This window comes from Pseudoduganella sp. GCM10020061 (assembly GCF_042683405.1).
Taxonomy (GTDB): domain Bacteria; phylum Pseudomonadota; class Gammaproteobacteria; order Burkholderiales; family Burkholderiaceae_D; genus Telluria.
On record NZ_JBHUJS010000003.1, the window covers coordinates 259,330 to 285,795 of the forward strand.

Here is a 26,466-nt window from a genome sequence, read left to right on the forward strand (position 1 = left end):
ATGGTGCACAATAGGCGCAAAAACCAGTGAATACAAGGAGTTAGGCAAAGATCCCGCAAGATCGCCGGAGTTAACTAGTAGTCAAACTACAGCCCTCCATGGCGGTGCAATAAAGGCGAAACAATTGCCGGGTTGCCAGTAGGCAGCCTGTGCCTTAGGATCGCGGGATCTATTCGAGGGGACACCCATGTCACAAGCACAAACCGCCCAGGTAGCGCAGGCCGACGGCAACGGCCCGCTGCCGCGCCAGATCCCGTACATCATCGTCAACGAGGGCGCCGAGCGCTTCAGCTTCTACGGGATGCGCAACATCCTGACGCCCTTCCTGATCACCACGCTGCTGATGTACCTGCCGGAAGCCGACCGCACAGGCGAGGCCAAGCACGTGTTCCATACCTTCGTGATCGGGGTGTACTTCTTCCCGCTGCTGGGCGGCTGGCTGGCCGACCGCTTCTTCGGCAAATACAATACCGTGTTCTGGCTCAGCCTCGTGTACTGCGCCGGCCACGCCATGCTCGCCGCGTTCGACGACAACGTCACCGGATTCTACGCCGGCCTCGGATTGATCGCGCTCGGGTCAGGCGGCATCAAACCGCTTGTCGCGTCCTTCATGGGCGACCAGTTCGACCAGACCAACAAGAACCGCGCCAAGGCGGTATTCGACGCGTTCTACTGGATCATCAACTTCGGCTCCTTCTTCGCCTCCCTGCTGATGCCGCTGTTCCTGCGCGAGTACGGCCCCTCGGTCGCATTCGGCATCCCCGGCATCCTGATGGGCGTGGCGACGCTGGCATTCTGGATGGGCCGCAAGAAGTACGTGCACGTGCCGCCTGCGCCGCCCAACCCGCATTCGTTCATGCGCGTTGCGCGCACCGCGCTGACCACTGCCGCGGCCGGCCAGTCGCGTCCCGGCCTGACGGTGGCCATGGTCGGCGTCCTGGGCGCCATCGGTTCGCTGGCCATGACCGGCTCGTGGGGCTTCGTGATCGCGGCCTGCCTGGCGGTCGTGCTGCTGCTGGCCTTCGGCGGCATCGGCGTGTCGATGCAGCTGGAGCGCGCCCGCGGCTTCCACCCTGACGACGCGGTCGATGGCGTGCGCGCGGTGCTGCGCATCCTGATCGTGTTCGCGCTGGTCACGCCGTTCTGGTCCCTGTTCGACCAGAAGGCATCGACCTGGATCGTGCAGGCAAACGAGATGGAAACCGCGGTCTCGGTATTCGGCGCCACCTTCGAGGTGCTGCCGGCCCAGATGCAGGCGCTCAACCCGCTGCTGGTGATGCTGCTGATCCCGTTTAATAACATGGTGGTGTTCCCGATCTTCCGCAGCCTCGGCATCGAGCCGACCGCGCTGCGCCGCATGGGCGCCGGCATCGCCCTGTCCGCGCTGGCGTGGGTGGCGATCGGCATGATCCAGGTCTCGATGGACGCCGGCACGCCGACCTCGATCGCATGGCAGATCCTTCCCTACGCGCTTCTGACCGCCGGCGAAGTGCTGGTGTCGGCCACCGGCCTGGAGTTCGCGTATTCGCAGGCACCGGCGTCGATGAAGGGCGTGATCATGGCGCTCTGGTACCTCGCCGTCACCATCGGCAACCTGTGGGTGATCATCGTGAACGCCAGCGTGAAGAACCCTTCCGTCATCGCGTGGATCGAGTCGAGCGGATTCGGACTCATGGCGTTCCAGATGTTCTTCTTCGCCGCGTTCGCCGCACTCGCCGCAGTGGTGTTCGCCTGGTACGCCCGCCACTACAAGATGGTCAACTACTACCGCACCGCATAAATCACAGGAGAGCAAATGCCCCGCAGTCACATCGCCATCCTCGCCGCCAGCGCCGCACTGGCAAACGGGGCATTTGCCCACACCATCGAAGAATGCAACAGCACGGACTTCGCGACCGTGCTGAAGGCCGCGCCGGCCCGCATGGACGCGCGCGCGGTCTGGCTGGACCAGCGCAGCATCCTGTGGCCCGGCGGCCGCGCCGACGCCTTCTACAAGCTGTATCACTCTCCTGACGCGGCGATCTCCGCGCCGGTTGGCGGCAAGGTCACGGGTGCGGCGGGCGTTTTTGCGCTCCCCACGCCGCGCGCGTCCATCACACCTCCCCGCTTCAGCTACCTGGGCAGCGGCATGATGCTGCAGCTGGACGGGCACGCCGATAGCGCCGCCCTGATGCGCGGGCAGCTGGTCGTCGTCGCCGAAACGGCCGACGGCACCGTGCTCGACGCCACGGGTGTGCAGATGGCGCCCGCCATCGACCAGCGCTTCGCGGACGCCGCGCAGGTGCCGGACCTGGGCGTGTCGGTGTCGCCCAACGGGACCGGCTTCAAGCTGTGGGCGCCGACGGCGCAGCGCGTCTCGCTCTGCACCTACCCGGGCGGCTCGGCGAAGGCCGCCGCGATCGTGCCGATGACCCGCAACGACGCGGACGGCGTGTGGACAGCCGCCAGCCCGTCCGACCTGTCCGGCGCCTATTACAAATACATCGTCGACGTGGTGGTCCCGAACGCCGGCGTGGTGCGCAACCGCGTGACCGACCCGTACTCGGTCAGCCACTCCGCCGACTCCAGGCGCAGCTATGTGGCGGACCTGGACAGCCCGAGACTGAAGCCTGCGGGCTGGGACGCGCACCGCGCGCCGGCCACGGTGAAGTCGTCGACCGACATGGTCATCTACGAACTGCACGTGCGCGACTTCTCGCTCAACGACGCCACCGTCCCGGCCGCCCACCGCGGCAAGTACGCGGCGTTTGGCGCGACCAACTCGAACGGCATGAAGCACCTGCGCGCGCTGGCGAAGGCGGGCATGACGGACATTCACTTGCTCCCGGTCTTCGACATCGGCAGCGTGCCGGAAGTCGGCTGCGCCGTCCCCTCCCCGTCCGGCGCGCCCGATTCGCCCGACCAGCAGGCGCTGATCGAAAAGACCAAGGAAGTCGACTGCTTCAACTGGGGCTACGATCCCTACCACTTCAACGCGCCTGAAGGCAGCTACGCCACCCAGCCTGGCGACGGCGCGGCGCGCGTGCGCGAACTGCGCAAGATGGTGATGGACCTGCACCGGGCCGGCCTGCGGGTCGGCATGGACGTCGTCTACAACCACACCTTCATCGGCGGACAGGAAGAGAAATCGGTGCTCGACCGCGTCGTGCCGGGCTACTACCACCGCCTGAACGCGACCGGCGCCATCGAGCGCTCGACCTGCTGCGACAACACGGCCACCGAGAACCTCATGATGGGCAAGCTGATGATCGAATCGGCTGTCCTGTGGACCAGGCACTACAAGATGGATTCGTTCCGCTTCGACCTGATGGGGCACCAGCCGCGCGCGGCGATGGAGGAACTGCAGCGGCGCGTCAACGCTGCCGCAGGCCACCCCGTGCAGCTGATCGGCGAAGGCTGGAACTTTGGCGAAGTCGCGGATGGCAAGCGCTTCGTGCAGGCCTCGCAGCTGTCCCTGAACGGCACCGGCATCGGCACCTTCAGCGACCGCACCCGCGACGCCGTCCGTGGCGGCTCGGCCGGCGACTCCGGCAAGGACATGCTGGCGCGCCAGGGCTACGTCAACGGCCTGGTGTACGACGCCAATGCGCATGCGCCGCAGCGCAGCCGCGAAGACCTGATGCGCACCGCCGACATGGTCCGCGTCGGACTGGCGGGCTCGCAGCGCACCTACCCGCTGCAAACCTACAGCGGCGAGGTCAGGCAGCTGCAGCACATCGACTACAACGGCCAGCCGGCGGGCTACGCGAGCATGCCGTCGGAAGCAGTGAACTACGTCGAGAACCACGATAACCACACGCTGTACGACATCAACGTGTTCCGCCTGCCGGTCGGCACCAGCACCGCCGACCGTGCGCGCGTGCAGATGCTCGCCGCTGCCATCAATGCCTTCAGCCAGGGCGTCGCCTACTACCACGCCGGGATCGACACGCTGCGCTCCAAATCACTCGACCGCAACAGCTTCAATTCCGGCGACTGGTTCAACCGCATCGACTGGACCTATCGCGACAACTACTTCGGCACCGGACTGCCGCCGGCGGAAGACAACGGCAAGGACTACCCGCTGCTGCAGCCGCTGCTGGCGAATCCGGCGCTCAAGCCGGCGCCTGCCGATATCTCGTTCGCGCGCGATGCGTTCCGCGACCTGCTGGCGATCCGCGCCAGCACCACGCTGTTCCGCATGGCGAACACCAGGGATATCGAGCAGCGCCTGAAGTTCTGGAATACGGGGACGGCGCAGGAGCCGACCGTGCTGGCGGCGCACATCGACGGCAAGGGCTATCCGGGCGCGCGCTTCGGCGGCCTTGCCTACTTCGTCAACGTGGACAAGAAGGCGCACGTCATCCCGGTGGCTGAAGCGAAGGGCCGCAACCTGCGCCTGCATCCGGTGCATGCGCGCGGCGCCGACCAGCGCGCCAGGGAAGCGCGCTACGATGCCGCGACCGGGACCTTCACCATCCCGGCGCGTACCGCAGTCGTCTTCGTGGAATAAGGCAGAGGGGACAGTCCCGTGCAGGGACAGTCCCCTTCCCCTCAGATGTCGAGGTGGGAGATGAGGAGGCGGCGGGACTCGGCCTCGCCTTCGGACAGCTCGGACTGCGCGCCGACCGAAATGCCGACCGAGATGATGTCGATCAGCAGCAGCTGCAGCACGCGCGAAATCATCGACAGGAAGGTGGTGCTGTCCTCGGTGTGATCGACCGACAGGCACACCGTCGCCTTTTTTGCCAGCGCGGACTTGCTGCTGGTGATCGCGATGACATCCGCCCCCGCAGCGCGCGCCGCATCGACGGCGGCCAGCAGCTCCGGCAACTGCCCGGAGTTCGAAATCGCCACCACCACGTCGCCCGGCTTGAGCAGCTCGGCCGCCAGCTTGAACAAGTGCGAGTCGCCATACATCGAGGTCGGGATGCGGAAGCGGAAGAACTTGTGCTGCCCGTCCAGCGCCACCACGCGCGAATTCCCCATTGCATAGAACTCGACGCGGTTGGCCTTGCGCAGCAGCGCGATCGCGCGGTCGATCGAGGTCACGTCCAGCTGGTCGCGGAATTTCAGGATCGCGGACACCGTGTTGTCGATCACCTTGGCCGACAGGTCGTGCGTGCTGTCGGACATGCGCACCTGGCTGTGGCGCACGGGGATCGTGCCGGTCAGGCTGCTCGCGAACTTGAGCTTGAAGTCGGCCAGCCCGAGGAAGCCGAGCGAACGGCAGAAGCGAATCACGGTCGGCTGGCTCACGTCGGCCAGGCGCGCGATCTCGGCGATCGGCTCGCCCAGCACCTTGCGCGGATGCTCCAGCACCAGGGTCGCAACGCGCTGCTCGGCCGGCGACAACTCGGGACGCAGCTGCACCACGCGGTCCATCAGCGTGTTCGCGCCGCTGCGGCCGCGCAGGTGCTCGGACAGGATCGTCGCGACACCGGTAAAGGCCGGATTGGGCGCAGTGATCACATAGGTCGGTATGGCCGCGACGTAGTCGGAGAAACGGCCCTTGGCTTCGAAGCGCGCGCGGAAGGCCGACTGCGTGAACCACTCGCCCATGCGCGGCACGATGCCGCCGCCGATGAAGATGCCGCCGATCGCGCCCAGCGTCACCGCCAGGTTGGCGCTGACGGTGCCCAGCATCGCGCAGAACACGTCCAGCACCTCCAGGCACAGCGGATCGCGTGCGCCCAGCGCGCCTTCGACGATCTCCTGGGCGGTCTTTTCGCCGGCGCCCTGCACGCCGTTGCGTTCGGCCAGCGCGCGGTAGACCAGCTCCATGCCCGGTCCGGATACCAGCCGCTCGCACGAGACGTGCGGGTGCTGGCGCCATGCGTACTGGAGCACGAAGTATTCGCGCTCGTCGCTCGGCGCGAAGCTGGCGTGGCCGCCCTCGCTGCCCAGCGTGACGAAACCGTCGGCGGTCGGGATCAGGCCCGATACGCCAAGGCCGGTGCCCGGCCCGAGCACGCCGATGACCGCGTTCGGCACCGGTTCGCCGCCACCCACCTTCATCAGTTCATTCGGACCCAGCGCCGGCAACGACATCGCCAGCGCGGTAAAGTCGTTCACGATCAGCAGCGTGTTCAGCCCCAGTTCGCGGCGCACTTCCTCGGTCGAGAACTGCCAGTCGCGGTTGGTCATGCGGATCATGTCGCCGCTGATCGGATTGGCCAGCGCGAACGCGGCGTGCGAAATGCGCAGGCCGCCGTGCTCGAGCAGGTAGGCGCGCAGCAGCGGCAGGATTCCCGGGTAGTCGTCGCACTTCAGGATGCGCACCGCGCCGAGGACGCCGGGCGCCATCTCGAGCGCCAGGCGGGCGTGCGTGGCGCCGATATCGGCCAGCAGCCGCGGGCCGTCGGCATAGGCGCTGCGCGAGAGTTTCAGTTCTGCTTCAGGTTCTTTGGTCATCGCAAATCAGGTGTGGCAGGGTCGCGTAAGCATACCGTATATGCTTGCCCAAGCGATAATTTTCAGGGGGGGCTGGGGACGCCCCCCTGCGGGGACGGTCCCCCTCCTTATTCCGCGATGAGGGTGACGCGGCCGGTAGCCGGGAACCTCACTTTGCCGTCGGCGACAACGGCCGTCGCGCCCGTGTAGTGGTCGGTCACGCGCGCGCCATTCGCGAACACGCCACCGACGTCGATGGCGGCGCCCTTCGCCGCATCGATCGCGACGACCACCTTGTCGGTGACACCACCCTTGGCATACGTGCGCTTGAAGGTGTACGGCTTGTCCGCGATTTTCTCGTGCACGCCAGCGCCCACCGCCACATGCGCCTTGCGGAACAGGCCAAGCTTGCTCCAGTGCTGGCGCACCTCGGCGATGCGGTAGCCGTTGCGCGCGATGTTCTTTGCCAGCTCGTCCCAGTTCATGAAGGAGCGCAGGTGCGCGTCGCCCTCCGCGCCCTCGATCTGCAGGATGCGCGCGGTCTCGTCGCCGTAGTAGATCTGCGCAGCGCCCGGGGCGAGCAGCAGCTTGTTGGCGGTCTCGAACGGCTTGGTGCGCAGCTTGTCGAACGGCCCGCCGTCGTCGTGCGAGCTGACGTAGTTGAGCACCGAATAGCCCTTCAGCGGACCGTGCAGCTTGTCCGAGTAATCCGAGAACAGGTCCTCGTAGTCTTTGGCCGCATCGGACTTCATGGCGAAGTTGATCATGCTGTCGAAGCCCTGGTCGAAGTAATCGACCACCCTGCCGCCGTTGTCGTAGCGGCGGGCGTGACCGATGGCGTAACCGTACACTTCCGCCGTCATGTAGAACTTGTCGTCGCCGAGCTTTTTGGACGGATTGGCGCGCTTCCAGTCTTCGTACGCCTCGCTCGCCACCACCTTGAGTTCCTTCCACACGCCTTCTTCGGTGTGCTTGACGGTGTCGGCGCGGAAGCCATCGAAGCCGAACTTGCGCACCCAGTCGGCGTGCCACTTCATCAGGTAGTAGCGCGGCGCGCGCGGGTAGCCGGTCCGCTTGAAGAAGTCGTCGAGTTCCGCCACTTCGCGTTCGTAGCGGCCTTCCTTCTTCCATTTGGCGACGAGGTGAGGCGGCAGCGCGCTCGCGGCGTCGCGCTCGGTGAGGATGTCGGGCAGGTTGGCGACCAGCGTGCATTCGATGATCGTTTTGGCGGTCTTGAACGTGCATTTCGGCGACGTGCGCACCCAGTCCTGCGGCCACACCGGGTCGGCCGCGGTCACGGGGCCGGTGTGGTTCATCACCACGTCGAGCAGCACCCGCATGCCGTGGGCGTGCGCGGTATCGACCAGCTTGCGCAAATCCGCTTCGGTGCCGAGGTTGGCGTCGACCGCGGTGAAGTCCTTTGCCCAGTAGCCGTGGAATCCGTACGAATTACCGGTGCCCTCGTCCACGCTGCCATGGATCTGCTCGACCGGCGGCGTGATCCACAGCGCCGTGACGCCCAGGTCCTTGAAATATCCCGACTCGATCTTTTCCGTGATGCCCGCCAGGTCGCCGCCGGCATAGCCGCGCGCCACCGCTGCGTCGGCGCGCCTGCCGTAGGCCAGGTCGTTGCGCGGGTCGCCGTTGTGGAAGCGGTCCGTCAGCATGAAGTAGACGGTGGCGTTCTCCCAGGTGAACGGGGCGGCGGGCCTGGCAAAGGCCGGGCCGGCGGCGGCGAGGGCGAGCGATGCGGCGAGCACGGAAAATTTCATGCGTGGTCCTTATGTGATGACAGTCGGTTTGTCGCGCCCGGTCCTGGCCTGGAATTCGGCAAGGTCGTACGCGAGGATGATCAGTCCGGCCAAAGCTTCCTGCGTCGGCTGGTTATGGCGGGATGGGTCGGGCTCGTACAGCTCGTGATAGACGCGGATCGTGGCGCCTTCCGTTCCCGTGCCCGAGAGGCGGAACACGATGCGGGCGCCGTCGCGCATGACGATGCGGATGCCCTGGCTGCGCGAGACGCCGCCGTCGACCGGGTCGGTGTATTCGAAGTCGTCGGCCAGTTCGACCACGTGGCCCGAGATCGGCACCGGCGATTCGCGCAGTCCCGGCAGCTTGCTGCGCAGGTGATCCATCAGTTCCACTGCCGCCTTGGCGTCCACGGCTTCGTAGTCGTGGCGCGAATAGAAATTGCGGCCGTATTCGGCCCAATGGCCGGCTACCACCTGGCCGACCGTCTTGCCGGTCGCGGCCAGGATATTCAGCCAGAACAGCACCGCCCACACGCCGTCCTTTTCGCGGATGTGGTCGGAGCCGGTCCCGTAGCTCTCCTCGCCGCACAGCGTGGCCACGCCGGCGTCGAGCAGGTTGCCGAAGTACTTCCAGCCGGTCGGCGTTTCGTACAGCGGAATGCCGAGGGCCTTGGCCACGCGGTCGGCCGCGCACGACGTCGGCATCGAGCGCGCGATGCCTTTCAGGCCGTTGCGGTAGCCGGGCACCAGGTGGGCGTTGGCGGCAATGATGGCAAGGCTGTCGGAAGGCGTGACCGCGATGTTGCGACCGACGATCAGGTTGCGGTCCGCGTCGCCGTCGGAGGCCGCGCCGAAGTCCGGTGCGTCGTCGGAGTCCATCAGCGTGATCAGTTCGGCCGCGTTGACGGGGTTCGGATCGGGATGGTGGCCGCCAAAGTCCTCCAGCGGCACGGCATTGACGACCGTGCCCTCGGGGGCGCCAAGCGCACCTTCCAGGATCGCCTTGGCGTAAGGGCCGGAGACGGCGCTCATCGCATCGAAGCGCATGCGGAAGCCCGACTGGAACATGGCGCGGATGGCGTCGAAGTCGAACAGCCTGCCCATCAACTCCGCGTAGTCGGCCACCGGGTCGATGACTTCGATGGCGGTCGATTCGATACGCTGCGCGCCCAAGGTGTCCAGATCGATCTCGCCTGCGTCGGCGATGCGGTACGCGGCGATCGCCTGGGTGTTCGCGTAGATCGCCTCGGTGAATTTCTCGGGAGCCGGTCCGCCATTGGCGATGTTGTACTTGATACCAAAGTCGCCGTCGGGACCGCCGGGGTTATGGCTGGCGGAGAGGACGATGCCGCCCAGCGCGCCGTACTTGCGGATCACGCAGCTGACGGCGGGAGTGGAAAGGATGCCGCCCTGCCCGACCAGCACGCGCGCAAAACCGTGCGCGGCGGCCATGCGCAGGATCACCTGCACCGCATGCCGGTTCAGGTAGCGTCCATCGCCGCCCACGACCAGGGTCTGGCCCGTGGCGTCGCCGATGGTGTCGAACAAAGCCTGGACAAAATTCTCGATATAGCCTGGCCGGCTGAACTCGGCTACTTTCTTGCGCAACCCGGAGGTACCGGGGCGCTGTCCCGCAAAAGGCTGCGTGACGATGGTCTGAATGCTCATGCGTGCTCCTGTCTGCGCCACGTGTTGACTGTGCCGAAACGATACGACAGAGTCGGATTTCGTGGCGCAGCGTCGCCGCCGTGTCAGGCGTCGGCCTTGTCGGTCACGGCCAGCGTGAGCAGGCCGGCGACGATCATGCAGCCGCCACCGAGCACCAGCGTATTGACCGAGTGACCGCCGAACAGGTGCTTGGTCACGCTGCCCAGCAGGATGCCGCTGACAATCTGCGGAATCACGATGAAGAAGTTGAAGAGCCCCATGTAGTAGCCCATGCGGTGCGCGGGCAGCGAACCTGCCAGGATCGCATACGGCATGGTCAGGATGCTCGCCCATGCGATGCCCACGCCGACCATCGGCACCAGCAGCATGTCCTTGTCGTGGATGAAGAACAGCGACGCCAGCGACATGCCGCCGATCAGCAGGCACAGGGTGTGCACGAATTTGCGGCTGGTCGCGCGCGCCAGCACCGGCAGCAGGAACGCGGCCAGCGCGGACACGCCGCTGTACACGGCAAACATGACGCCGACCCAGTTGCCGGCGTCCTGGTAGGCAGCCGATTGCGCGTCGGTGGTGCCGAACGCCGTCTCGGCAATGCTGCCGGTGGTGTAGATCCACATCGCGAACAGCGCGATCCAGGTGAAGAACTGCACGAACGCCAGCTGCACCATGGTCTTGGGCATGGTCATGAAGCCCTGCAGGATCTCCCTGACCGCCTTGCCGAAGCCGCGGTTGGCCCGCTGCTCTGCGCGGAACTTCTCCAGGTCCGCCGGAGGCGCTTCATCCGCCGTGAACACGGTCCACAGCACGGACACCAGGTAGACCAGGCCGCCCGCATAGAAAGCGTAGCGCACGCTGTCCGGCACGCCGCCATCGAGGGCGACGTTCGACACGCCGAAACCGTCCGAGAAGATCTTCGGTAGCAGCGATGCGATCACCGCGCCGCAGCCGATGAAGAAGGTCTGCATCGCAAATCCAGCAGTGCGCTGGGAGGAATCGAGCTTGTCGCCGACGAAGGCGCGGAACGGTTCCATCGACACGTTGATGGCCGCGTCCATCAGCCACAGGACGGCGACTGCCATCCACAGGGCGCTGGAATTCGGCATCAGGAACAGCGACAGCGCCGCGAGCACGGCGCCGATGAAGAAGAACGGACGGCGGCGGCCCCAGCGCGGGTGCCAGGTGTTGTCGCTCATGTAGCCGATGATCGGCTGCACCACCAGGCCGGTGACGGGAGCGGCCAGCCAGAACAGCGCGAGCTGGTCCGGATCGGCGCCGAGAGTCGAGAAGATGCGGCTGGTATTGGCGTTTTGCAGCGCGAAGCCGAACTGGATTCCGAAGAAGCCGAAGCTCATGTTCCACAGCTGCCAGAACGACAGGCGTGGCTTGCTAGTTGACGTGTACATCCGTGTCCCCACTCTTTTAGTATGCGATCGCGATCTCGCCGCGTTCGTTGTTGATAACTGCTTTTAAAACGCCGGCCGTGCCGGAGAATTCCGTGGTGCCTCTCGCCAGCGCCACCTGCGTGCCGTTGACGGTCACCGTCTTTTGGTCGCCGAAGCCGTGCAGCACCAGTTCGAGCTTGCCGAACTTCGACGCCAGCGATCCTGCCGCCGCGCCAACGGTGATCCGGCGGGCTGCGCCATCGTACCCGATCATGCGCCGGTAGTAGCCGCCTTTTTCGTAAGCGTAGCTTTCGCCGTCGTCTTCGTAATACGTGGCCGAGCTGTTCCCCTCGCCTTTCCAGATGTGAAGCGACAGGGTGCCGTCCGGCTTTTCGGACGTGGACTGCACCAGCGACTGCATCGGCACGATGCTGCCCTCCTTCACCCATACCGGCAGCACGGGCAGCGACAGCGGCACCACGCGTTCGCGGCCGCCCTCGTCCACTTCGTCCGTGTGCAGGTCGTACCACTTCCCGGGCGGGAAGTACACTTTGCCGTACTCCTTGGTGCTCTCGAACGGCGCGACCAGGAAGGCCTTGCCGAACAGGTACTGGTGCTGGAAGGCCGACAGGTACACCCTGGGGTCGTGCGTGTAGTCGATGGCGAGCGTGCGCATGACGGGTTCGCCCGTTGCGGACGCGTCGTGGAAGGCCGAGTACAGGTAGGGCATCAGGCGGTAGCGCAGGCCGATGTACTTGCGCGAGATGTCGAGCACCTGGTCGCCGTAGGTCCACGGCTCGCTGGAGCGCGTGCCGAATTCCGCGTGGTTGCGGAAATATGGGGTGAAGGCGCCGAGCGCCATCCAGCGCGCGTACAGCGACGCGGTGGGCGAGCCGGAGAACCCGCCGACATCCATCCCGGCGAACGGCACGCCGGACACGCCCAGGCTGTTCAGCAGGCGCACGCCGAGCAGCATGTGCTCTTCGGTCGCGGTGTTATCGCCGGTCCAGATGGCGGTGTAGCGCTGCAGGCCGGCGAAACCGGCGCGCGTCAGCATGAACGGGCGCTTGCCGGTGGCCTGCTTCATGCCCTCGTAGCTGGCGCGCGTCATTTGCAGCGCGTAGACGTTGCGGCCTTCCTTGTGCGTGGTTGCCGCGCCGTCGAAGCCGAACAGCACGTTGTTCGGCATCGCCTGGCCCCAGGTGGAAATCTCGTTCATGTCGTTCCACAGGCCGGCCACGCCCGCATCGGCGAAGGTGCGCACTTCCTTGCGCCACCAGGCGCGCCCCGCTTCGGCCGTAAAGTCCGGGAAGTGGCACCAGCCCGGCCACACTTCGCCGCTGTAGTTGCTGCCATCGGCGTACTTGAGGAAGATGTCGTCCTTCAGCCCGCGCTCGTAGGCGCCGTAGCCTTTTTCGATCTTGATGCCCGGGTCGACGATGACGGTGGTCCTGAAGCCCATCGCGGCCAGCCGCCTGGTCATCGCGGACGGGTCGGGGAAGCGCGATTTGTCCCACGTGAACAGCTTGTAGGCGTCCATGTAGTGCACGTCGAGCGTGATGCCGTCGGCCGGGATCTTCTTTTCGCGCAGGGTCTGGGCGATCCGCATCACTTCCGCCTCGGGGTAGTAGCTGTAGCGGTTCTGCTGGTAGCCCAGGCTCCACAGCGGCGGCAGCGGCATGCGGCCGGTCAGCGCGGTGTACTCGCGCACGATGCCGGCGGTCTGCGGATGGTGGATGAAGTAGTAGTCCATCTCGCCGCCCTGCGCGCCAAAGGACGAGAAGCGGTCGTTGCTGGCCCCGAAATTGAAATCAGTGCGGTAGCTGTTGTCGAAGAAGATGCCGTAGCTCAGGCCATTGTGCACCCCGATGTAGAACGGGATCGACGCGTACAGCGGGTCAGTGCTCTTGGTGTACGCGTAGGCGTCGGTGTTCCAGTTGGTGTAGGCGCTGCCGCGGCGGTCCAGGTTACCGCCTTTTTCGCCCAGGCCGATGAAGCGTTCGCCCGCCTGCAGCTTCTTGTAGGTAGTGACTTCTTCCCCGATCCAGCTGGTGCCCAGTCCCGGCTCGTCCTGGTTGATCACCTTGCCGTCGATGGTGGTGAACGTGATGGCGAACGGCTGCTTGCTGACGCGCGCGGTCACCAGCCCGGTCGACAGCGTCAGCTGCGTCGCGTCCTGCGTGATGGTCGCCGCCACCACTTGCGGCTTGCCGGTGACGGCGTAGCTGAAGTCGCGGCCGAGCGCGCCCTTCGCGATCCGGACGCGCACGACGGACGGCGAATACGCGGTCAGTTCCACTTCGGCGTTCTGCGTGCGCATGCGCACCGATTGCGTACCAGGCTCGACAGCAGTTACATTGCCAACAGGAAGCACGGGAGACGCCCAAGCCGCAGACGCCATGGCGACAGCCAGGACAAGGGTAAGTGCGACTTTCATGGGTTGGGCGGAAGTGGAGTTGTAGCAAAATAACACGGCAGTTTATACGTGTCAATTCAGGCATCGCCATAGTAGAATCGACCGGCTCGCTACGCCATTTGTAGTCAAATAACAGCGTCGGGCACACATAATAATTACCGGGGACAAAAATGCGGGACATGCAGAAGCGCCTGACCAATACCTTTTACGCGATCATCAGCCTGCCGGCGACGGCGATGGGATTTGCGCTGTCGATCCAGATCTCGGCGCTCAGCTGGCTGCTCACGACGCGCTTCAACCTCGACATCCACGAGATCGGCATCGTCTGGGCGGCGGGGCCGCTGGCCGGCATTCTCGGACAGGTCATCATTGGCCTCATCAGCGACAAGGTGTGGTTCTGGGGCGGGCGCCGGCGGCCGTTCGTGCTGATCGGCGGGACGCTCGCGGCCCTGTCCCTGTTCCTGCTGCCCCGTATCGACGTGGTGGGCGAGGCGCTCGGCGTCGCGGACCTGGTGATCGTCGCGGTCATCGTCGCGCTCACGCTGGACCTGTCGATCAATATCAGCTTCAACCCTACCCGCTCGATCATCGCGGACGTGACGCCCGATGGCATCCCGCGCACCAAGGGCTACACCTGGATGCAGACCATCTCCGGCTTCTGGGGCGTGATGGCGTACCTGATCGGCGCATTCGCGGGCAACTACGTGCTGATCTCGATCGGCGTGGTGATCGTCTTCCTGTTCTCGGTGGTGCCGATGTTCTTCGTCACCGAAGAACGCGACCTGGAAGTGCGGGCGGAGGCGGAAGCGGCGACGACGACGGAATGGGGCCAGCTGTGGCGCATCTACTTTGCGCACGGGTTCTCGTGGCTGGGCGTGCAGTCGATGTTCGTCTTTATCATCGCGTTCATTTCGCAGCACATCGTGACGCAGGGCGCGGGCGCGGCGGACGAATCGGGACATGTGATCGCAATTGCGTTCGCGGTCATGAACACCGTCGGCTTCCTGCTGCCGGCGCTGGTGCTGGAGCCGGTATCGGAGCGCATCGGCCGCGTCAAGACGCAGATGCTGTGCATCGCCATCATGGCGGCGGGCTACTTCATGATTGCGTTCTGGGCGCGCACGCCGATGGCGCTGTACGTGCTGATGGCGGTGGTCGGCATCGGCTGGAGCGCCGTTGTCAGCCTGCCGTTCGCGATCATGAGCGAAAAAGTGGACAAGAGCCGCATGGGCTTCTTCATGGGGATCTTCAACCTGTCGGTCGTGCTGCCGCAGCTGATGACCACCGGCGTTGGCTATGTGCTCAAGGACGCGGTCGACAAGAGCATCCTGTTCGTCATCTGCGGAAGCTGCCTGGCCATTTCCGCCGTGCTCTGGACCCTGGTCCGCGAGAAGCGCTGACGCAGGGGACCGCCCCGGCTATGTAACCCGCGGGGCGAAATTGGCGGAATCCGCCATGTTTTAGGCGATTCCGCCACTCCCCGCCGTCCCCGTTTCGCGGGTGCGACGAGGTGGCGGGAGTCCCCCGTCCCTTATTGCTTGCGCTTTTTTGGTGGAGCGGAGCCGGCGTCCTTGCCGGCGACGCGGCGCGCTGCGCCGGCCTTGCGTTCGCCGAACATCGGCTTGGCGCTACCGCTGCTCTCCTTCGGCGATTCGCCTGAACGCGAGATCTTGAGCTGCTGGCCAGCCACCCACACCGTTTTCAGGTGCTCCATCACCTCTTTCGGCATGCCGGCCGGGAGGTCGATGATGCTGTGGTCTTCGTTGATCTCGATGCGGCCGATGAATTTGGCTTCCAGCCCCGCTTCGTTGGCGATGGCGCCGACGATGTTGGCAGGCTTGGCGCCGTGCGCGTTGCCCACCTCGATGCGGTACGGCTCCATCGGGAATTCTTCCTTGCCCTTCTTCTTGCGTGGCGCTTCGTCTTCCGGCAGCGGACGCGTGAACTTCTCGAGCTGCATCGGCGAGTCGCCTTCACGCGGCTTCGACGGCGCTTTCGATTTCGCGGGCGCGGCCTGCTGCGGCGCTTGTTCGCCGTCGCGGCGGATGCGCAGGTTCTGGCCCGCGACGCGCACGCCCTGCAGTTTTTCGATCACGTCGCGCGACAGGTCGGCAGGCATGTCCAGCGTGGAGAAATCGTCGTAGATTTCAATGCGGCCGATTTTCTTGGCGTCGACACCGGCTTCGTTGGCGATGGCGCCGACGATGTTACCCGGCTTGACGCCGTGGAAGTGGCCGACTTCAATGCGCCAGGTCGCCATGCCAGGTTCCGGCTCGCGCTCGATGCGTTCCTTGCGCATGCGCGGCGCGGCAGGTTCTTCCCACTCGCGCTGCGGACGCGCTGGACGCTCTTCGAAAGCCGCAGGGGCCTTGGCCGAGCGGTCCGGCTTTTCAATCAGCAGCGGTTCGCCGCCGCGCGAGAGCTTGGCCAGCGCCGCGGCGATCTCGATCGCCGGCACGTTCTGTTCGCGCTCGTAGTCTTCGATAATGCCGCGGAAGACGTCCAGGCCGCCCTCGGCCAGCGTCGCGCTGATCTGGTCCTTGAACTTGGCCATGCGCACTTCGTTAATCGCCTTCACGGTCGGCAGCGCCATTGGCGACACCGGCTGGCGCGTGGCGCGCTCGATCGCTTTCAGCAGGCCCTGCTCGCGCGGGGTGATGAACAGGATCGCCTCGCCGCTGCGTCCCGCGCGGCCCGTACGGCCGATGCGGTGGGTGTAGCTCTCCGGGTCCGACGGCACGTCGTAGTTGACCACGTGGCTGATGCGCTCCACGTCCAGGCCGCGCGCGGCGACGTCGGTAGCGACCAGGATGTCGATCTTGCCGTCCTTGAGCTGGCCGATGGTGCGTTCGCGCTGCGCCTGCGCCAGGTCACCGTTGATCGCTGCGGCGGCAAAGCCGCGCGCCTGCAGCTTGGTGGCCAGTTCCTCGGTGCCCAGCTTGGTGCGCGCGAAGATGATCATGCCGTCGAACGGCTCGGCCTCGAGGATGCGGGTCAGCGCGTCCAGCTTCTGCATGCCGCTCACCATCCAGAAGCGCTGGCGGATGTTCTCGGCGGTGCCGGTCTTGGCCGCGACGGTGATCTCGGCCGGTTCGTTCAGGTAGGTCTTGGCGATGCGCTTGATCGGCGCGGGCATGGTGGCCGAGAACAGCGCGGTCTGGCGCGATTCCGGGGTGCGCTGCAGGATCGTTTCGACGTCCTCGATGAAGCCCATGCGCAGCATCTCGTCGGCCTCGTCCAGCACCAGGTACTTGATCTGGGAGAGGTCGAGCGAGCCTTTTTCGATATGGTCGATCACGCGGCCGGGCGTGCCGACGACGACGTGGACGCCGCGGCGCAATGCCGACAGCTGGGTGCCGTAGGCCTGGCCGCCGTAGATCGGCAGCACGTGGAACTTGGGGATGTGGGCGGCGTAGGACTGGAAGGCCTCGGCCACCTGGATCGCCAGCTCGCGGGTCGGCGCCAGCACCAGCGCTTGCGGCGAATGCTGCTTGATGTCGATGCGCGACAGGATCGGCAGCGCGAACGCGGCGGTCTTGCCGGTGCCGGTCTGGGCCTGGCCCAGCACGTCGCGGTGCTCCAGCAACAGCGGGATGGTCTGCGCCTGGATCGGCGACGGGACTTCGTAGCCGACGTCCTTCAGCGCTTTCAGGATGGGCGCGGAAAGCTGGAGGTCGGCAAAGGTGGGCTGGGACATGGAGTACTCGCGAATCGTAATAAAGCGACAGTTTACTCTCTGCCGCGCAATCGCGTCGTACTTACTTTAACGGGGGGACCGCCTCCGCAGGGGACGGTCCCCGGATCTTTGGCATGCGTTGGGGCAATGCAAGTGAAGATCGGGGGACGGTCCCCGTGCGGGGACAGTACCCTTCCTATACTACTTGTTGCGGTAGTTGCAGAAGCGGTCGAGGTAGGCGGTGTGCTTCGGCATGACGTCGACGCACTTGCGGATCACGTCGCGCACGCTCTCCAGATACTCGTGGATGTCGGCCTCGGACTGCAGGTCCACCAGCGGGTTGTAGGCGTCGACCGGCATGTTCTGCCCTTCGAATACCTGTACCCAGCCCACTTCGGAGAACAGCTCGTTATCGACGCGCACCACGCGCCCGCGCGCCTTGTACAGGTCCATCTTGTGCTGCAGCGTGTCGGGGATGGCCATGTTGGCGCAGGCTTTCCAGAACTCGGAGTCGTCGCGCTGGTTCAGCTTGTAGTGCAGGATGATGAAGTCGCGGATGCGCTCGTACTCGAAGCGCGACTGGCGGTTGAACTCCGCGATCTCCACCGGATTGAAGCCGCTGTCCGGGAAGAAGTCGACCAGCCGCGAGATGGTCGACTGGATCAGGTGGATACTGGTAGATTCGATCGGCTCCAGGAAGCCGCTGGCCAGGCCGATGGCAACCACGTTGCGGTTCCAGCACTGCTTGCGCATGCCGGTCTGGAAGCGGATCAGGCGCGGCTCGGCCTGCGCCTTGCCGTCCAGGTTCGACAGCAGCACGTTGGCCGCTTCGTCCTCGCTGATGAAGGAGCTGCAGAACACGTGGCCGTTGCCGATGCGGTGCTGCAGCGGGATGCGCCACTGCCAGCCGGCGTTGTGCGCGGTGGCGCGGGTGTATGGGGTGATGTCGTCGACGGAATCGCACGGCACGGCCAGCGCGCGGTCGCACGGCAGCCAGTGGGTCCAGTCCTCGTAGCCGGTCTTGAGGGTCTGTTCGATCAGCAGGCCGCGGAAGCCCGAGCAGTCGATGAACAGGTCGCCTTCGACCCGGGTGCCATCCTTGAGCACCACCGCCTCGATGAAGCCGTCGGTGGCGCGCTGCTTGACCTCATTGATCATGCCTTCGATGCGCTTGACGCCGCGCTTCTCGGACAGCTTGCGCAGGTAGCGCGCGTACATCGACGCGTCGAACTGGTAGGCGTAGACGATGTCGGCCAGCGGCGAGTTGCCATGCTCGCGCGTGGCGGGCATGAACTTGTTATGTTTCGCAGCCATGCGCGTGATCGAGTACTCCTCCAGCGGCGCGGCCTTGCCCAGCTTGCGCATCTTCTGCCAGTACTGGTCGAAGTTGACGGTCGCGAGGTCCTGGCCCAGCCGGCCGAAGCCGTGCATGTAGCGGTCGCCGCGCTTGCCCCAGTTGACGAATTCCACGCCGAGCTTGAACGTGCCGTTCGTCTCGCGCATGAATTCGTTTTCGTCGATGCCGACCACCTGGTTGAAGCGCTGGATCATCGGGATGGTCGCCTCGCCTACGCCCACGATGCCGATTTCATCGGACTCCACCAGCTGGATGTTGTAGTGGCGGCCGTCCATGATGGTCGACAGCGCGGTGGCGGTCATCCAGCCGGCGGTGCCGCCGCCCACGATGACGATGTTCTTGATCGGGTTCTGCATGTGCTGCCTTGTCGTGTCAGATAAAAAAACAACCCCTGGGGCGCGAGCCGGCAGGGGTTGTTACTGTACCGCGTTTCTCTTCGGTTTAGAACTTGTAGTTCGCGCCGAAGTGGTAGGTGCGGCCGTAGTCGACGCGGTTGGTGACCTTGTTACGGTCGACGGTGTATTCCTGGAACGGTGCATTGTTCCAGTTCTGCGCCTGCGCAAACACCGACAGGCCCTTCAGCCAGCCGCGCTGGAACTCGTACGACGCCTGCAGGTCAACGATGGTCTCGCCTTTGATGAAGATGAGCTGCTGGTTGTCCTGGTAGTCCGACACGGTGCCGAGGAAGTCGGAACGCTTGCGCGCCGCTGCCGCGATCTGGAAACCATGCGCTTCGTAGTACAGGCGCATGTTGGTCACCTTGCGCGACAGGCCCGGCAGCGGGATGCTGACCTTATCACCGGCTTCCACGTTTGCAAAACCGATTTCCGGCAGTTCGATGCCGCTGCGGGTATCCGAGTGGTTCACCATCACGCCGAAGCCGTCCAGCATCGGGGTAAGCATCGAGAACGGCACGTTGACCGCCAGTTCGATGCCGTACAGCTTGCCGCCATTACCATTGCGCGGCACGGTCAGCAGACCCTGGGTCGAGCCGTCGAACGGACCGCCGTCATCCGGCAGGACCGTAGTCGGGGTCACGTACGGCGCGAAGTCGAACGCCTGCGGCGAGCGGTAGATGTAGGTGTCCAGGTGCTTGTAGAAGCCTGCCACGCTCACATAGCCCTTGTTGCCGAAGTACTTTTCGTACGACAGATCGAATGCCTTGGCACGGAACGGCTTCAGGTGCGGGTTGCCGCCGGTGCCGCCAAGGAGCTCGAACTCGCCGGTGGACACGGTCGAGAAGTTCAGGCCGCCGCGCATATCATCGAGGTTTGCGCGCGACAGGACCTTGGCCAGGCCGAGGCGCAGGACCTGGTCGTTCTTCAGGTCGAACGACATGTTCAGGCTAGGCAGCACGTCCCAGTACTTGTCGCCTTCTTCGACGCGCAGCGCCGGGCAGGTCGCTGCGGTGTTGCCGGTGCAGCGGCTGCGGTCCACGGTGTAGCCGCCGCCTGTCTGGTCGGTGTGAACGACTTGTACGCCGACGTTACCGCGGTACGACAGGCCGAACATCTCGCCATCCAGGTCACCCATGAAGTAACCGGTCGAGACGCGCTCTTCCACGTCCCAGAACTTGTTGAAGATGTCTGCGTCAACCTTGTTGGCCAGCTCATAGATGGTGCCGAGCGAACCGCGCGGATCCCAGGAAGCCACCACGAACGGCGAGTTACCCGCGCGCATGGTTTCGCTGCCTGGCATCGTGACTGCACCGTAAGGGTCGCCGCCCTTGATCATCAGGCGGCCTTCGTCGCCGGTGCGCGCCTTGTCGCGCGCGGTGTAGTTGAAGCCGTAGGTGCTTGCCACGACCGGGCCCCACTGGACATCCTTCTTCGCGGTCAGGCGGACGGACTTGACCTCGTCCCGGATTTCCGGCTTGGCCAGGTAGCCTGCCTGCGGCGAGCTGGTGCCGCCGGACCAGCCCATCACGTCGGTCAGCTTGGCCACGTTACGATCGGCGTAGTTCAGGCCGGAGGTGTACTTCACGTCAGCGAAGTTGGCGCCATCAAAGCCGCTGTAGGTGATGGTGTCCTTGGCCGCATTGCCAGGCACGCCTGCATAGGTCTCGTAGCGCGAAGCCAGCTTGGTCGCCTTCGAATACGTCAGGTCCGCAGCGGTGGTCCAATCGCCGATCTTCAGCTCGTTGTTCCAGCCGATGGTCTTGAAATCGTCTTCCGCCGCTTCCATGTGGTTACGCACCACCGCGGTCCAGTTGGTGATGGTGCCGCTGGTCGCTACATTGCCCGCGTAGGTGGCATTGATCAGCTCACCGGCCGGATCGTAGTTGCCGGCGCTGTTGCCGCCGACAGCCGCTTCGATACCGGTTTTCTTCAGGCCGGTGTCGCCGGCGGAGTAGAACAGGTCGAGGGTGGACTTGAAGTTGCGGTTTGGACGGAACTGCAGCGAAGCGAAGGCGCCGTCACGGTTGTGGAAGCCCTGCTCGGTGTCGAAGCCGAAGCCGCCCGGCGTCTTGACCTTGACATTCGGATCGCTCGAGCGCGGATCGTCGAAGTCGGCAGCCCAGCCGCCCCACGAGTTGAACTTGGACTGGCCGCCGCCCATTTCTTCGTAGCGGGTCAGGCCGATTGCCACACCGATGGTGCGGTTCGCGAACTGGTCGACGTAGGACAGCGAGTAGCGGTCGCCGTCGCCTTCCGGCAGGCCGGCTGCCTGCTTCACGCCGAGGCGGCTCTTCTTGTAGTTGACTGCGATGGTGCGCTTGGCAAAGTCCAGCGGCTGCACGGTGCGCAGGTCGATGGTCGCAGCCAGGCCCTGGCCGACAACCGATGCGTCCGGGGTCTTGTAGATCACCACGGAGCCCATCAGCTCGGACGGGAACAGGTCGAATTCAGGCGAACGTGCGTTGCCGGTCGATGCCGTCTCGCGACCGTTCAGCAGGGTGCCGTTGAAGCTTGGCGACAGGCCGCGCACCGATACTTCGGACGCTTTGCCGGAGCTGCGGCCGCGCTGGACGGTCACGCCAGGCAGGCGCGAGATCGACTCGGCGACCGACTGGTCCGGCAGCTTGCCGATGTCTTCGGCCGAGATGGCTTCGACGATGGAGGTGGAATTCTTCTTGATCGAGATCGCCGCTTCGATACCGCGGCGGATACCGGTGACGACCACGGTCGATGGCTGGCTTGCCGCAGGCGCCTGCTCGGTAGCTGCAGCTGCAGTCTCCTGCGGTGCTGGTGCTTGCGCTTCCTGGGTTTGCGGTGCTGGCTGGGCAGCATCCTGTGCGTAGACGTTACCGCCAAGTGCCGACAGCAGCAGTGCGCATCCGGCAGCAACCGGATTCAGCGCGAATGCCCGGCGCGATGCAGTGCTCGTCTCGCTTTTTTTAGCGAAATTCTTCATGTATCCCCTCATTCTCTCAGTACCACAATTTAATCCCGCCGCAAGCACACGCGACACTACCGGGACCCGAAAAGCAAACGTGACTAGACGTTCTCATCGAGGATTCTGTACTAAAACTAGATCGACTGTCAACGGAACTTCAATACCACTACTTCGGGCGTTGCTAATCCGCCCTCTCTGAGGCGCACTCTCATAGTGCGTTGTATTTCGGCTACAAGCTCGTCGGTACAGGGCTGTAGTACGACTACATTTCTTTCCGATTCTCATGAATTCCCGCATTTGGTGCGTTCGTGCACCCGCGGCTCCCCATACCGGACGGGGCGGGGCGACCGGACCACTTTTTGTACCAAAACTAGCAACAATTGTCGTTGAGTCAGCAGATCATTCGCGGTATTCTCATCGTATGAGCCCGAACGAGGCTGTAGTGGAACTACGGAGATAACCATCATGAAGAGAACCCTTGCCGCGGCCCTTGCCGCATTTGCCTGCATGGCGCCATCCCACGCAGCCGATGTGGAAGTCCTGCACTACTGGACGTCCGGCGGCGAGGCACGCTCGGCCGCGGAACTGAAAAAGGCGCTGGCGGCGCGCGGCATCGGCTGGAAGGACTTCGCCGTCGCCGGCGGTGCGGGCGACAATGCGGCCACCGCGCTGAAGGCGCGGGTCATGTCCGGCAGCCCGCCGTCCGCTGCGCAGGTCAAGGGCCCTGCGATCCAGGAATGGGGCGACGAAGGCGTGCTGGCCAGTATCGACGCGGTGGCGCGCGCGGAAAAATGGGACGCGCTGCTGCCGCCGGCCGTCGCCGCCATCATGAAATACAAGGGCCGCTACGTCGCCGCGCCGGTCAATGTGCACCGCGTGAACTGGCTGTGGGTGAACCCGGCAGTGCTGAAGAAGGCCGGCGCCACCGCGCCCGCGACGTTCGACGAATTCTTCGCCGCCGCCGACAAGATCAAGGCCGCCGGTCTGGTCGCGGTCGCGCACGGCGGCCAGCCATGGCAGGACGCCACCCTGTTCGAATCGGTGGCGCTGGGCGTCGGCGGGCCGGAGTTCTACCGCAAAGCCCTGGTGCAGCTGGACCAGGCCACCCTCACCTCGCCGACCATGGTGAAAACGTTCGATACGCTCGCCCGCATCAAGACCTATATCGACCGCGGCGCGGCAGGCCGCGACTGGAACCTCGCCACCGCGATGGTCATCAACGGCAAGGCCGGCATGCAGTTCATGGGCGATTGGGCCAAGGGCGAATTCACCGCGGCGGGCCGCAAGCCGGGCGTGGACTTCCTGTGCGTCCCGGCGCCGGGCACCGCGAATGCCTTCACCTACAACATCGATTCCATGCTGATGTTCGAGACCGGCAAGTCGGACCAGCCCAAGGCCCAGCAGGCGTTGGCGAGCGCGATCATGAGCCCGGCGTTCCAGGAAAGCTTCAACCTGAACAAGGGATCGATTCCGGTGCGCGCGGGCGTGCCGCGCACGCGCTTCGACGCCTGCGCGATCAAGTCGATGGACGACATGACCGCCAGCGGCAAGCGCGGCGCCTTCGTGCCGAGCATGGCGCACAACATGGCCGTCGCGCCGGCAGCGCAAGGCGCGATGATGGACGTGATCGCGCGCTTCATGAATTCGAAGATGGCATCGAAGGACGCGGCGGCGGCGCTGGCCAAAGCTGCCAAGACCCGCTAGATGCAGGCGTCCCGCTTCGCCGACCGCTGGCTGCCGCGGCTGGTGCTCTCGCCCACGCTGGCGGCATCGGCGGTGTTCGTGTACGGCTTCATCGCGCTGACCGGCTACCTGTCGCTCACGCCAAGCCGCATGATGCCGCGCTTCGAGTACGCAGGACTGGTCAACTACACCGCCTTGTTCGAACTGGACCGCTGGTGGACCGCCGCCTATAACCTGGGCGTGTTCGGCGCGCTGTTCATCGCGATCAGCCTGGCCATCGGCCTGGCGCTGGCGGTGCTGCTGGACCAGCGCATCCGCGCCGAGGGCGCGCTGCGCGCGGTCTACCTGTATCCGATGGCCCTGTCCTTCATCGTCACCGGCGCCGCCTGGAAGTGGATCCTCAACCCCGAGCTGGGGCTGGAGAACGCCGTGCGGCAGTGGGGCTTCGCGGACTTTACCTTCGACTGGCTGGTCGACCCCGACATGGCGATCTACACGGTGGTCGTCGCCGGCGTATGGCAGTCGTCCGGCTTCGTGATGGCGCTGTTCCTGGCCGGGCTGCGCGGCATCGACGACAGCATCATCAAGGCCGCCCAGGTGGACGGCGCCAGCCTGCCGGCGATCTACCGGCGCATCGTCATCCCGTCGCTGCGGCCGGTGTTCTTCAGCGTGTTCCTGATCCTGGCGCACATCGCCATCAAGAGCTTCGACCTCGTCATGGCGCTCACCGGCGGCGGCCCGGGCACCGCGTCCACCGTCCCGGCGGTCTTCATGTACCAGTATTCGTTCACGCGCGGCCAGCTGGGCGTGGGCGCCGCGTCGGCCATGATGATGCTAGCCACCGTGCTCGCGGTGCTGGTCCCGATGATGTACATGGAGACGAAAGGAACGCGACGTGGGCATTAAGCTGGGGCGCTACGCCATCTATGCGCTGCTTGTCCTGTGCGCGCTGTACTACCTGTTCCCGCTGTACGTGATGGTATCCACCTCGCTCAAGGGCGTGGACGAGATCCGCGACGGGAACCTGCTCGCGCTGCCCGTGTCGCCGGAGTTCGGCGCATGGGCCAAGGCATGGTCCGGCGCCTGCACCGGCGGGAACTGCGAGGGCCTCGCGCCATACTTCCGCAATTCGCTGGCGATGACGGTGCCGGCCGTCCTCATCTCCACTTTCATCGGTTCCCTGAACGGCTATGTGCTGGCGCAATGGCGCTTCCGCGGCTCCGAAGTGCTGTTTACCGCGCTGATGGTCGGCTGCTTCATCCCGTTCCAGGCCGTGATCCTGCCGATGGCGCGGCTGCTCGGCATGACCGGGCTGGCCAACACCACCACCGGGCTGGTGCTAGTGCACGTGGTGTATGGCCTGGCGTTCACCACCCTCTTCTTCCGCAATTTCTACGTGACCGTGCCGGAAGAGCTGGTGAAGGCGGCCCGCATCGACGGCGCAGGCTTCTGCACCATCTACCGCCGCATCGTGCTGCCGCTGTCGCTGCCGATCTTCATGGTCTGCTTCATCTGGCAGTTCACGCAGATCTGGAACGACTTCCTGTTCGGCGTGGTGTTCGGCGGCGCCGACGCGCAGCCGGTCACGGTGGCGCTCAACAACCTGGTCAACACCTCCACCGGCGTCAAGGAATACAACGTGGACATGGCTGCGGCGATAATTGCCGCCCTGCCCACGCTGGCGCTCTACCTGGTGGCGGGCAAATACTTCGTGCGCGGCCTGACGGCCGGCGCAGTCAAGGGATAACAATGGCGAACCTATCGATCCGCAACGTGCGCAAGGCCTACCCCAACGGCGCGGAAGTCCTCAAGGGCATCGACATCGAGGTCGCGGATGGCGAATTCCTGATCCTGGTCGGCGGCTCCGGCTGCGGCAAATCCACACTGCTGAACATGATCGCGGGCCTGGAAGAGGTGACCAGCGGCGAAATCGCGATCGGCGGCAAGGTCGTCAACGACCTGCCGCCGAAGGCGCGCGACATCGCCATGGTGTTCCAGTCATACGCCCTGTACCCGACCATGACGGTGCGCGAGAACATCGCGTTCGGACTCGGCATCCGCAAGGTGCCGAAGGCAGAGCAGCAGGAGATCGTGGCGCGCGTGGCCGAGACGCTGCAGCTGACTCACCTGCTCGACCGCAAGCCCGCCATGCTGTCGGGCGGCCAGCGCCAGCGCGTGGCGATGGGACGCGCCATCGCGCGCAGCCCGCAGCTGTTCCTGTTCGACGAACCGCTGTCCAACCTGGACGCCAAGCTGCGCGTGGAGATGCGCGCGGAGATCAAGCTGCTGCACCAGCGCCTCGGCACCACCACGGTCTACGTGACCCACGACCAGGTCGAGGCGATGACGCTGGGCGACCGCATCGCCGTCATGAAGGACGGCGTGGTGCAGCAGTTCGGCACGCCGCGCCAGGTGTACGACGAGCCGCAGAACATGTTCGTGGCCGGCTTCATCGGCTCGCCGTCGATGAATTTCATCCGTGGCCAGATCGGCCCGGACGGATTCGCTCTCGAGCATGGCGGAAGCGTGACCCTGCTGCCGCTGACGATGGACACCCCGCGCGAAGTGGTGCTCGGCCTGCGCCCCGAGCATATTGTCGACGCGGCCAGCGCACGCAGCGGCGGCCCCGGCGTCGACGCCACGCTGGAACTGCTCGAGCCCACCGGCCCTGACACGCTGGCCGTCACCACCTTGAATGGCGCGCGCGTCACCTGCCGCATTCATCCGGCCGCCGCGGCCGCCCCCGGCAAGCCGCTGCGGCTCGCCTTCGACCTCTCCAGGGCCGTGCTGTTCGACCCTGCCACCGAACTCCGCATCCGTTAAGG

At 65.2% G+C, this 26,466-nt stretch carries 15 protein-coding genes; 7 read left to right on the forward strand and 8 right to left on the reverse strand.

Annotation, left to right across the window (positions count from 1 at the left end; genetic code table 11):
- The first annotated feature begins 187 nt into the window (after window positions 1–187).
- Both ACFSQR_RS08665 and ACFSQR_RS08670 read left to right on the forward strand, forming a co-directional pair.
- Complete coding sequence (locus ACFSQR_RS08665; protein WP_377729319.1) at window positions 188–1,780, forward strand: oligopeptide:H+ symporter; 1,593 nt, start codon at window positions 188–190, stop codon at window positions 1,778–1,780.
- A 15-nt stretch (window positions 1,781–1,795) separates the two neighbouring features.
- The gene (locus ACFSQR_RS08670) at window positions 1,796–4,492 is read left to right on the forward strand and encodes an alpha-1,6-glucosidase domain-containing protein (RefSeq protein WP_377729320.1); all 2,697 of its coding nucleotides are present in this window, start codon (window positions 1,796–1,798) and stop codon (window positions 4,490–4,492) included.
- A gap of 41 nt (window positions 4,493–4,533) precedes the next feature.
- Here the strand turns inward: ACFSQR_RS08670 and ACFSQR_RS08675 are convergent, their stop codons facing one another.
- From ACFSQR_RS08675 to ACFSQR_RS08695, 5 genes are all read right to left on the reverse strand, one after another.
- A complete protein-coding gene (locus tag ACFSQR_RS08675) occupies window positions 4,534–6,393 on the reverse strand; it encodes a glucokinase (RefSeq protein ID WP_377729321.1) in 1,860 nt (619 codons plus the stop codon).
- A gap of 107 nt (window positions 6,394–6,500) precedes the next feature.
- A complete protein-coding gene (locus ACFSQR_RS08680; protein ID WP_377729322.1) occupies window positions 6,501–8,144 on the reverse strand; it encodes an alpha-amylase family glycosyl hydrolase in 1,644 nt (547 codons plus the stop codon).
- Between the two features lie 9 nt (window positions 8,145–8,153).
- Window positions 8,154–9,791, reverse strand: a complete 1,638-nt coding sequence (locus ACFSQR_RS08685; RefSeq protein ID WP_377729324.1) for an alpha-D-glucose phosphate-specific phosphoglucomutase — start codon at window positions 9,789–9,791, stop codon at window positions 8,154–8,156.
- A gap of 83 nt (window positions 9,792–9,874) precedes the next feature.
- Window positions 9,875–11,194 (reverse strand): MFS transporter, encoded by a 1,320-nt coding sequence (locus ACFSQR_RS08690; protein WP_377729325.1) that lies wholly within the window; start codon window positions 11,192–11,194, stop codon window positions 9,875–9,877.
- A gap of 16 nt (window positions 11,195–11,210) precedes the next feature.
- The gene (locus ACFSQR_RS08695) at window positions 11,211–13,493 is read right to left on the reverse strand and encodes a glycoside hydrolase family 31 protein (RefSeq protein ID WP_377729326.1); all 2,283 of its coding nucleotides are present in this window, start codon (window positions 13,491–13,493) and stop codon (window positions 11,211–11,213) included.
- Window positions 13,494–13,768: 275 nt separating this feature from the next.
- On the opposite strand from ACFSQR_RS08695, the gene ACFSQR_RS08700 reads away from it, so the two are divergent.
- Complete coding sequence (locus ACFSQR_RS08700; RefSeq protein WP_377729328.1) at window positions 13,769–14,989, forward strand: MFS transporter; 1,221 nt, start codon at window positions 13,769–13,771, stop codon at window positions 14,987–14,989.
- A gap of 131 nt (window positions 14,990–15,120) precedes the next feature.
- Here the strand turns inward: ACFSQR_RS08700 and ACFSQR_RS08705 are convergent, their stop codons facing one another.
- From ACFSQR_RS08705 to ACFSQR_RS08715, 3 genes are all read right to left on the reverse strand, one after another.
- Complete coding sequence (locus ACFSQR_RS08705) at window positions 15,121–17,286, reverse strand: DEAD/DEAH box helicase (protein WP_377729330.1); 2,166 nt, start codon at window positions 17,284–17,286, stop codon at window positions 15,121–15,123.
- A gap of 180 nt (window positions 17,287–17,466) precedes the next feature.
- Window positions 17,467–18,978, reverse strand: coding sequence for a tryptophan halogenase family protein (locus tag ACFSQR_RS08710; protein ID WP_377729331.1), 1,512 nt, complete (start codon window positions 18,976–18,978; stop codon window positions 17,467–17,469).
- Window positions 18,979–19,063: 85 nt separating this feature from the next.
- Complete coding sequence (locus ACFSQR_RS08715; protein ID WP_377729332.1) at window positions 19,064–21,976, reverse strand: TonB-dependent receptor; 2,913 nt, start codon at window positions 21,974–21,976, stop codon at window positions 19,064–19,066.
- Window positions 21,977–22,423: 447 nt separating this feature from the next.
- On the opposite strand from ACFSQR_RS08715, the gene ACFSQR_RS08720 reads away from it, so the two are divergent.
- The 4 genes from ACFSQR_RS08720 to ACFSQR_RS08735 are packed head-to-tail and all read left to right on the forward strand — an operon-like array spanning window position 22,424 to window position 26,464.
- Window positions 22,424–23,662, forward strand: coding sequence for an ABC transporter substrate-binding protein (locus ACFSQR_RS08720; RefSeq protein ID WP_377729333.1), 1,239 nt, complete (start codon window positions 22,424–22,426; stop codon window positions 23,660–23,662).
- Complete coding sequence (locus ACFSQR_RS08725) at window positions 23,663–24,547, forward strand: carbohydrate ABC transporter permease (RefSeq protein WP_377729334.1); 885 nt, start codon at window positions 23,663–23,665, stop codon at window positions 24,545–24,547. It abuts the gene before it with no gap.
- Complete coding sequence (locus ACFSQR_RS08730; protein ID WP_377729335.1) at window positions 24,537–25,388, forward strand: carbohydrate ABC transporter permease; 852 nt, start codon at window positions 24,537–24,539, stop codon at window positions 25,386–25,388. The genes ACFSQR_RS08725 and ACFSQR_RS08730 overlap by 11 nt, the downstream gene beginning before the upstream one ends.
- A gap of 2 nt (window positions 25,389–25,390) precedes the next feature.
- A complete protein-coding gene (locus tag ACFSQR_RS08735; protein WP_377729336.1) occupies window positions 25,391–26,464 on the forward strand; it encodes an ABC transporter ATP-binding protein in 1,074 nt (357 codons plus the stop codon).
- Window positions 26,465–26,466: the final 2 nt, after the last annotated feature.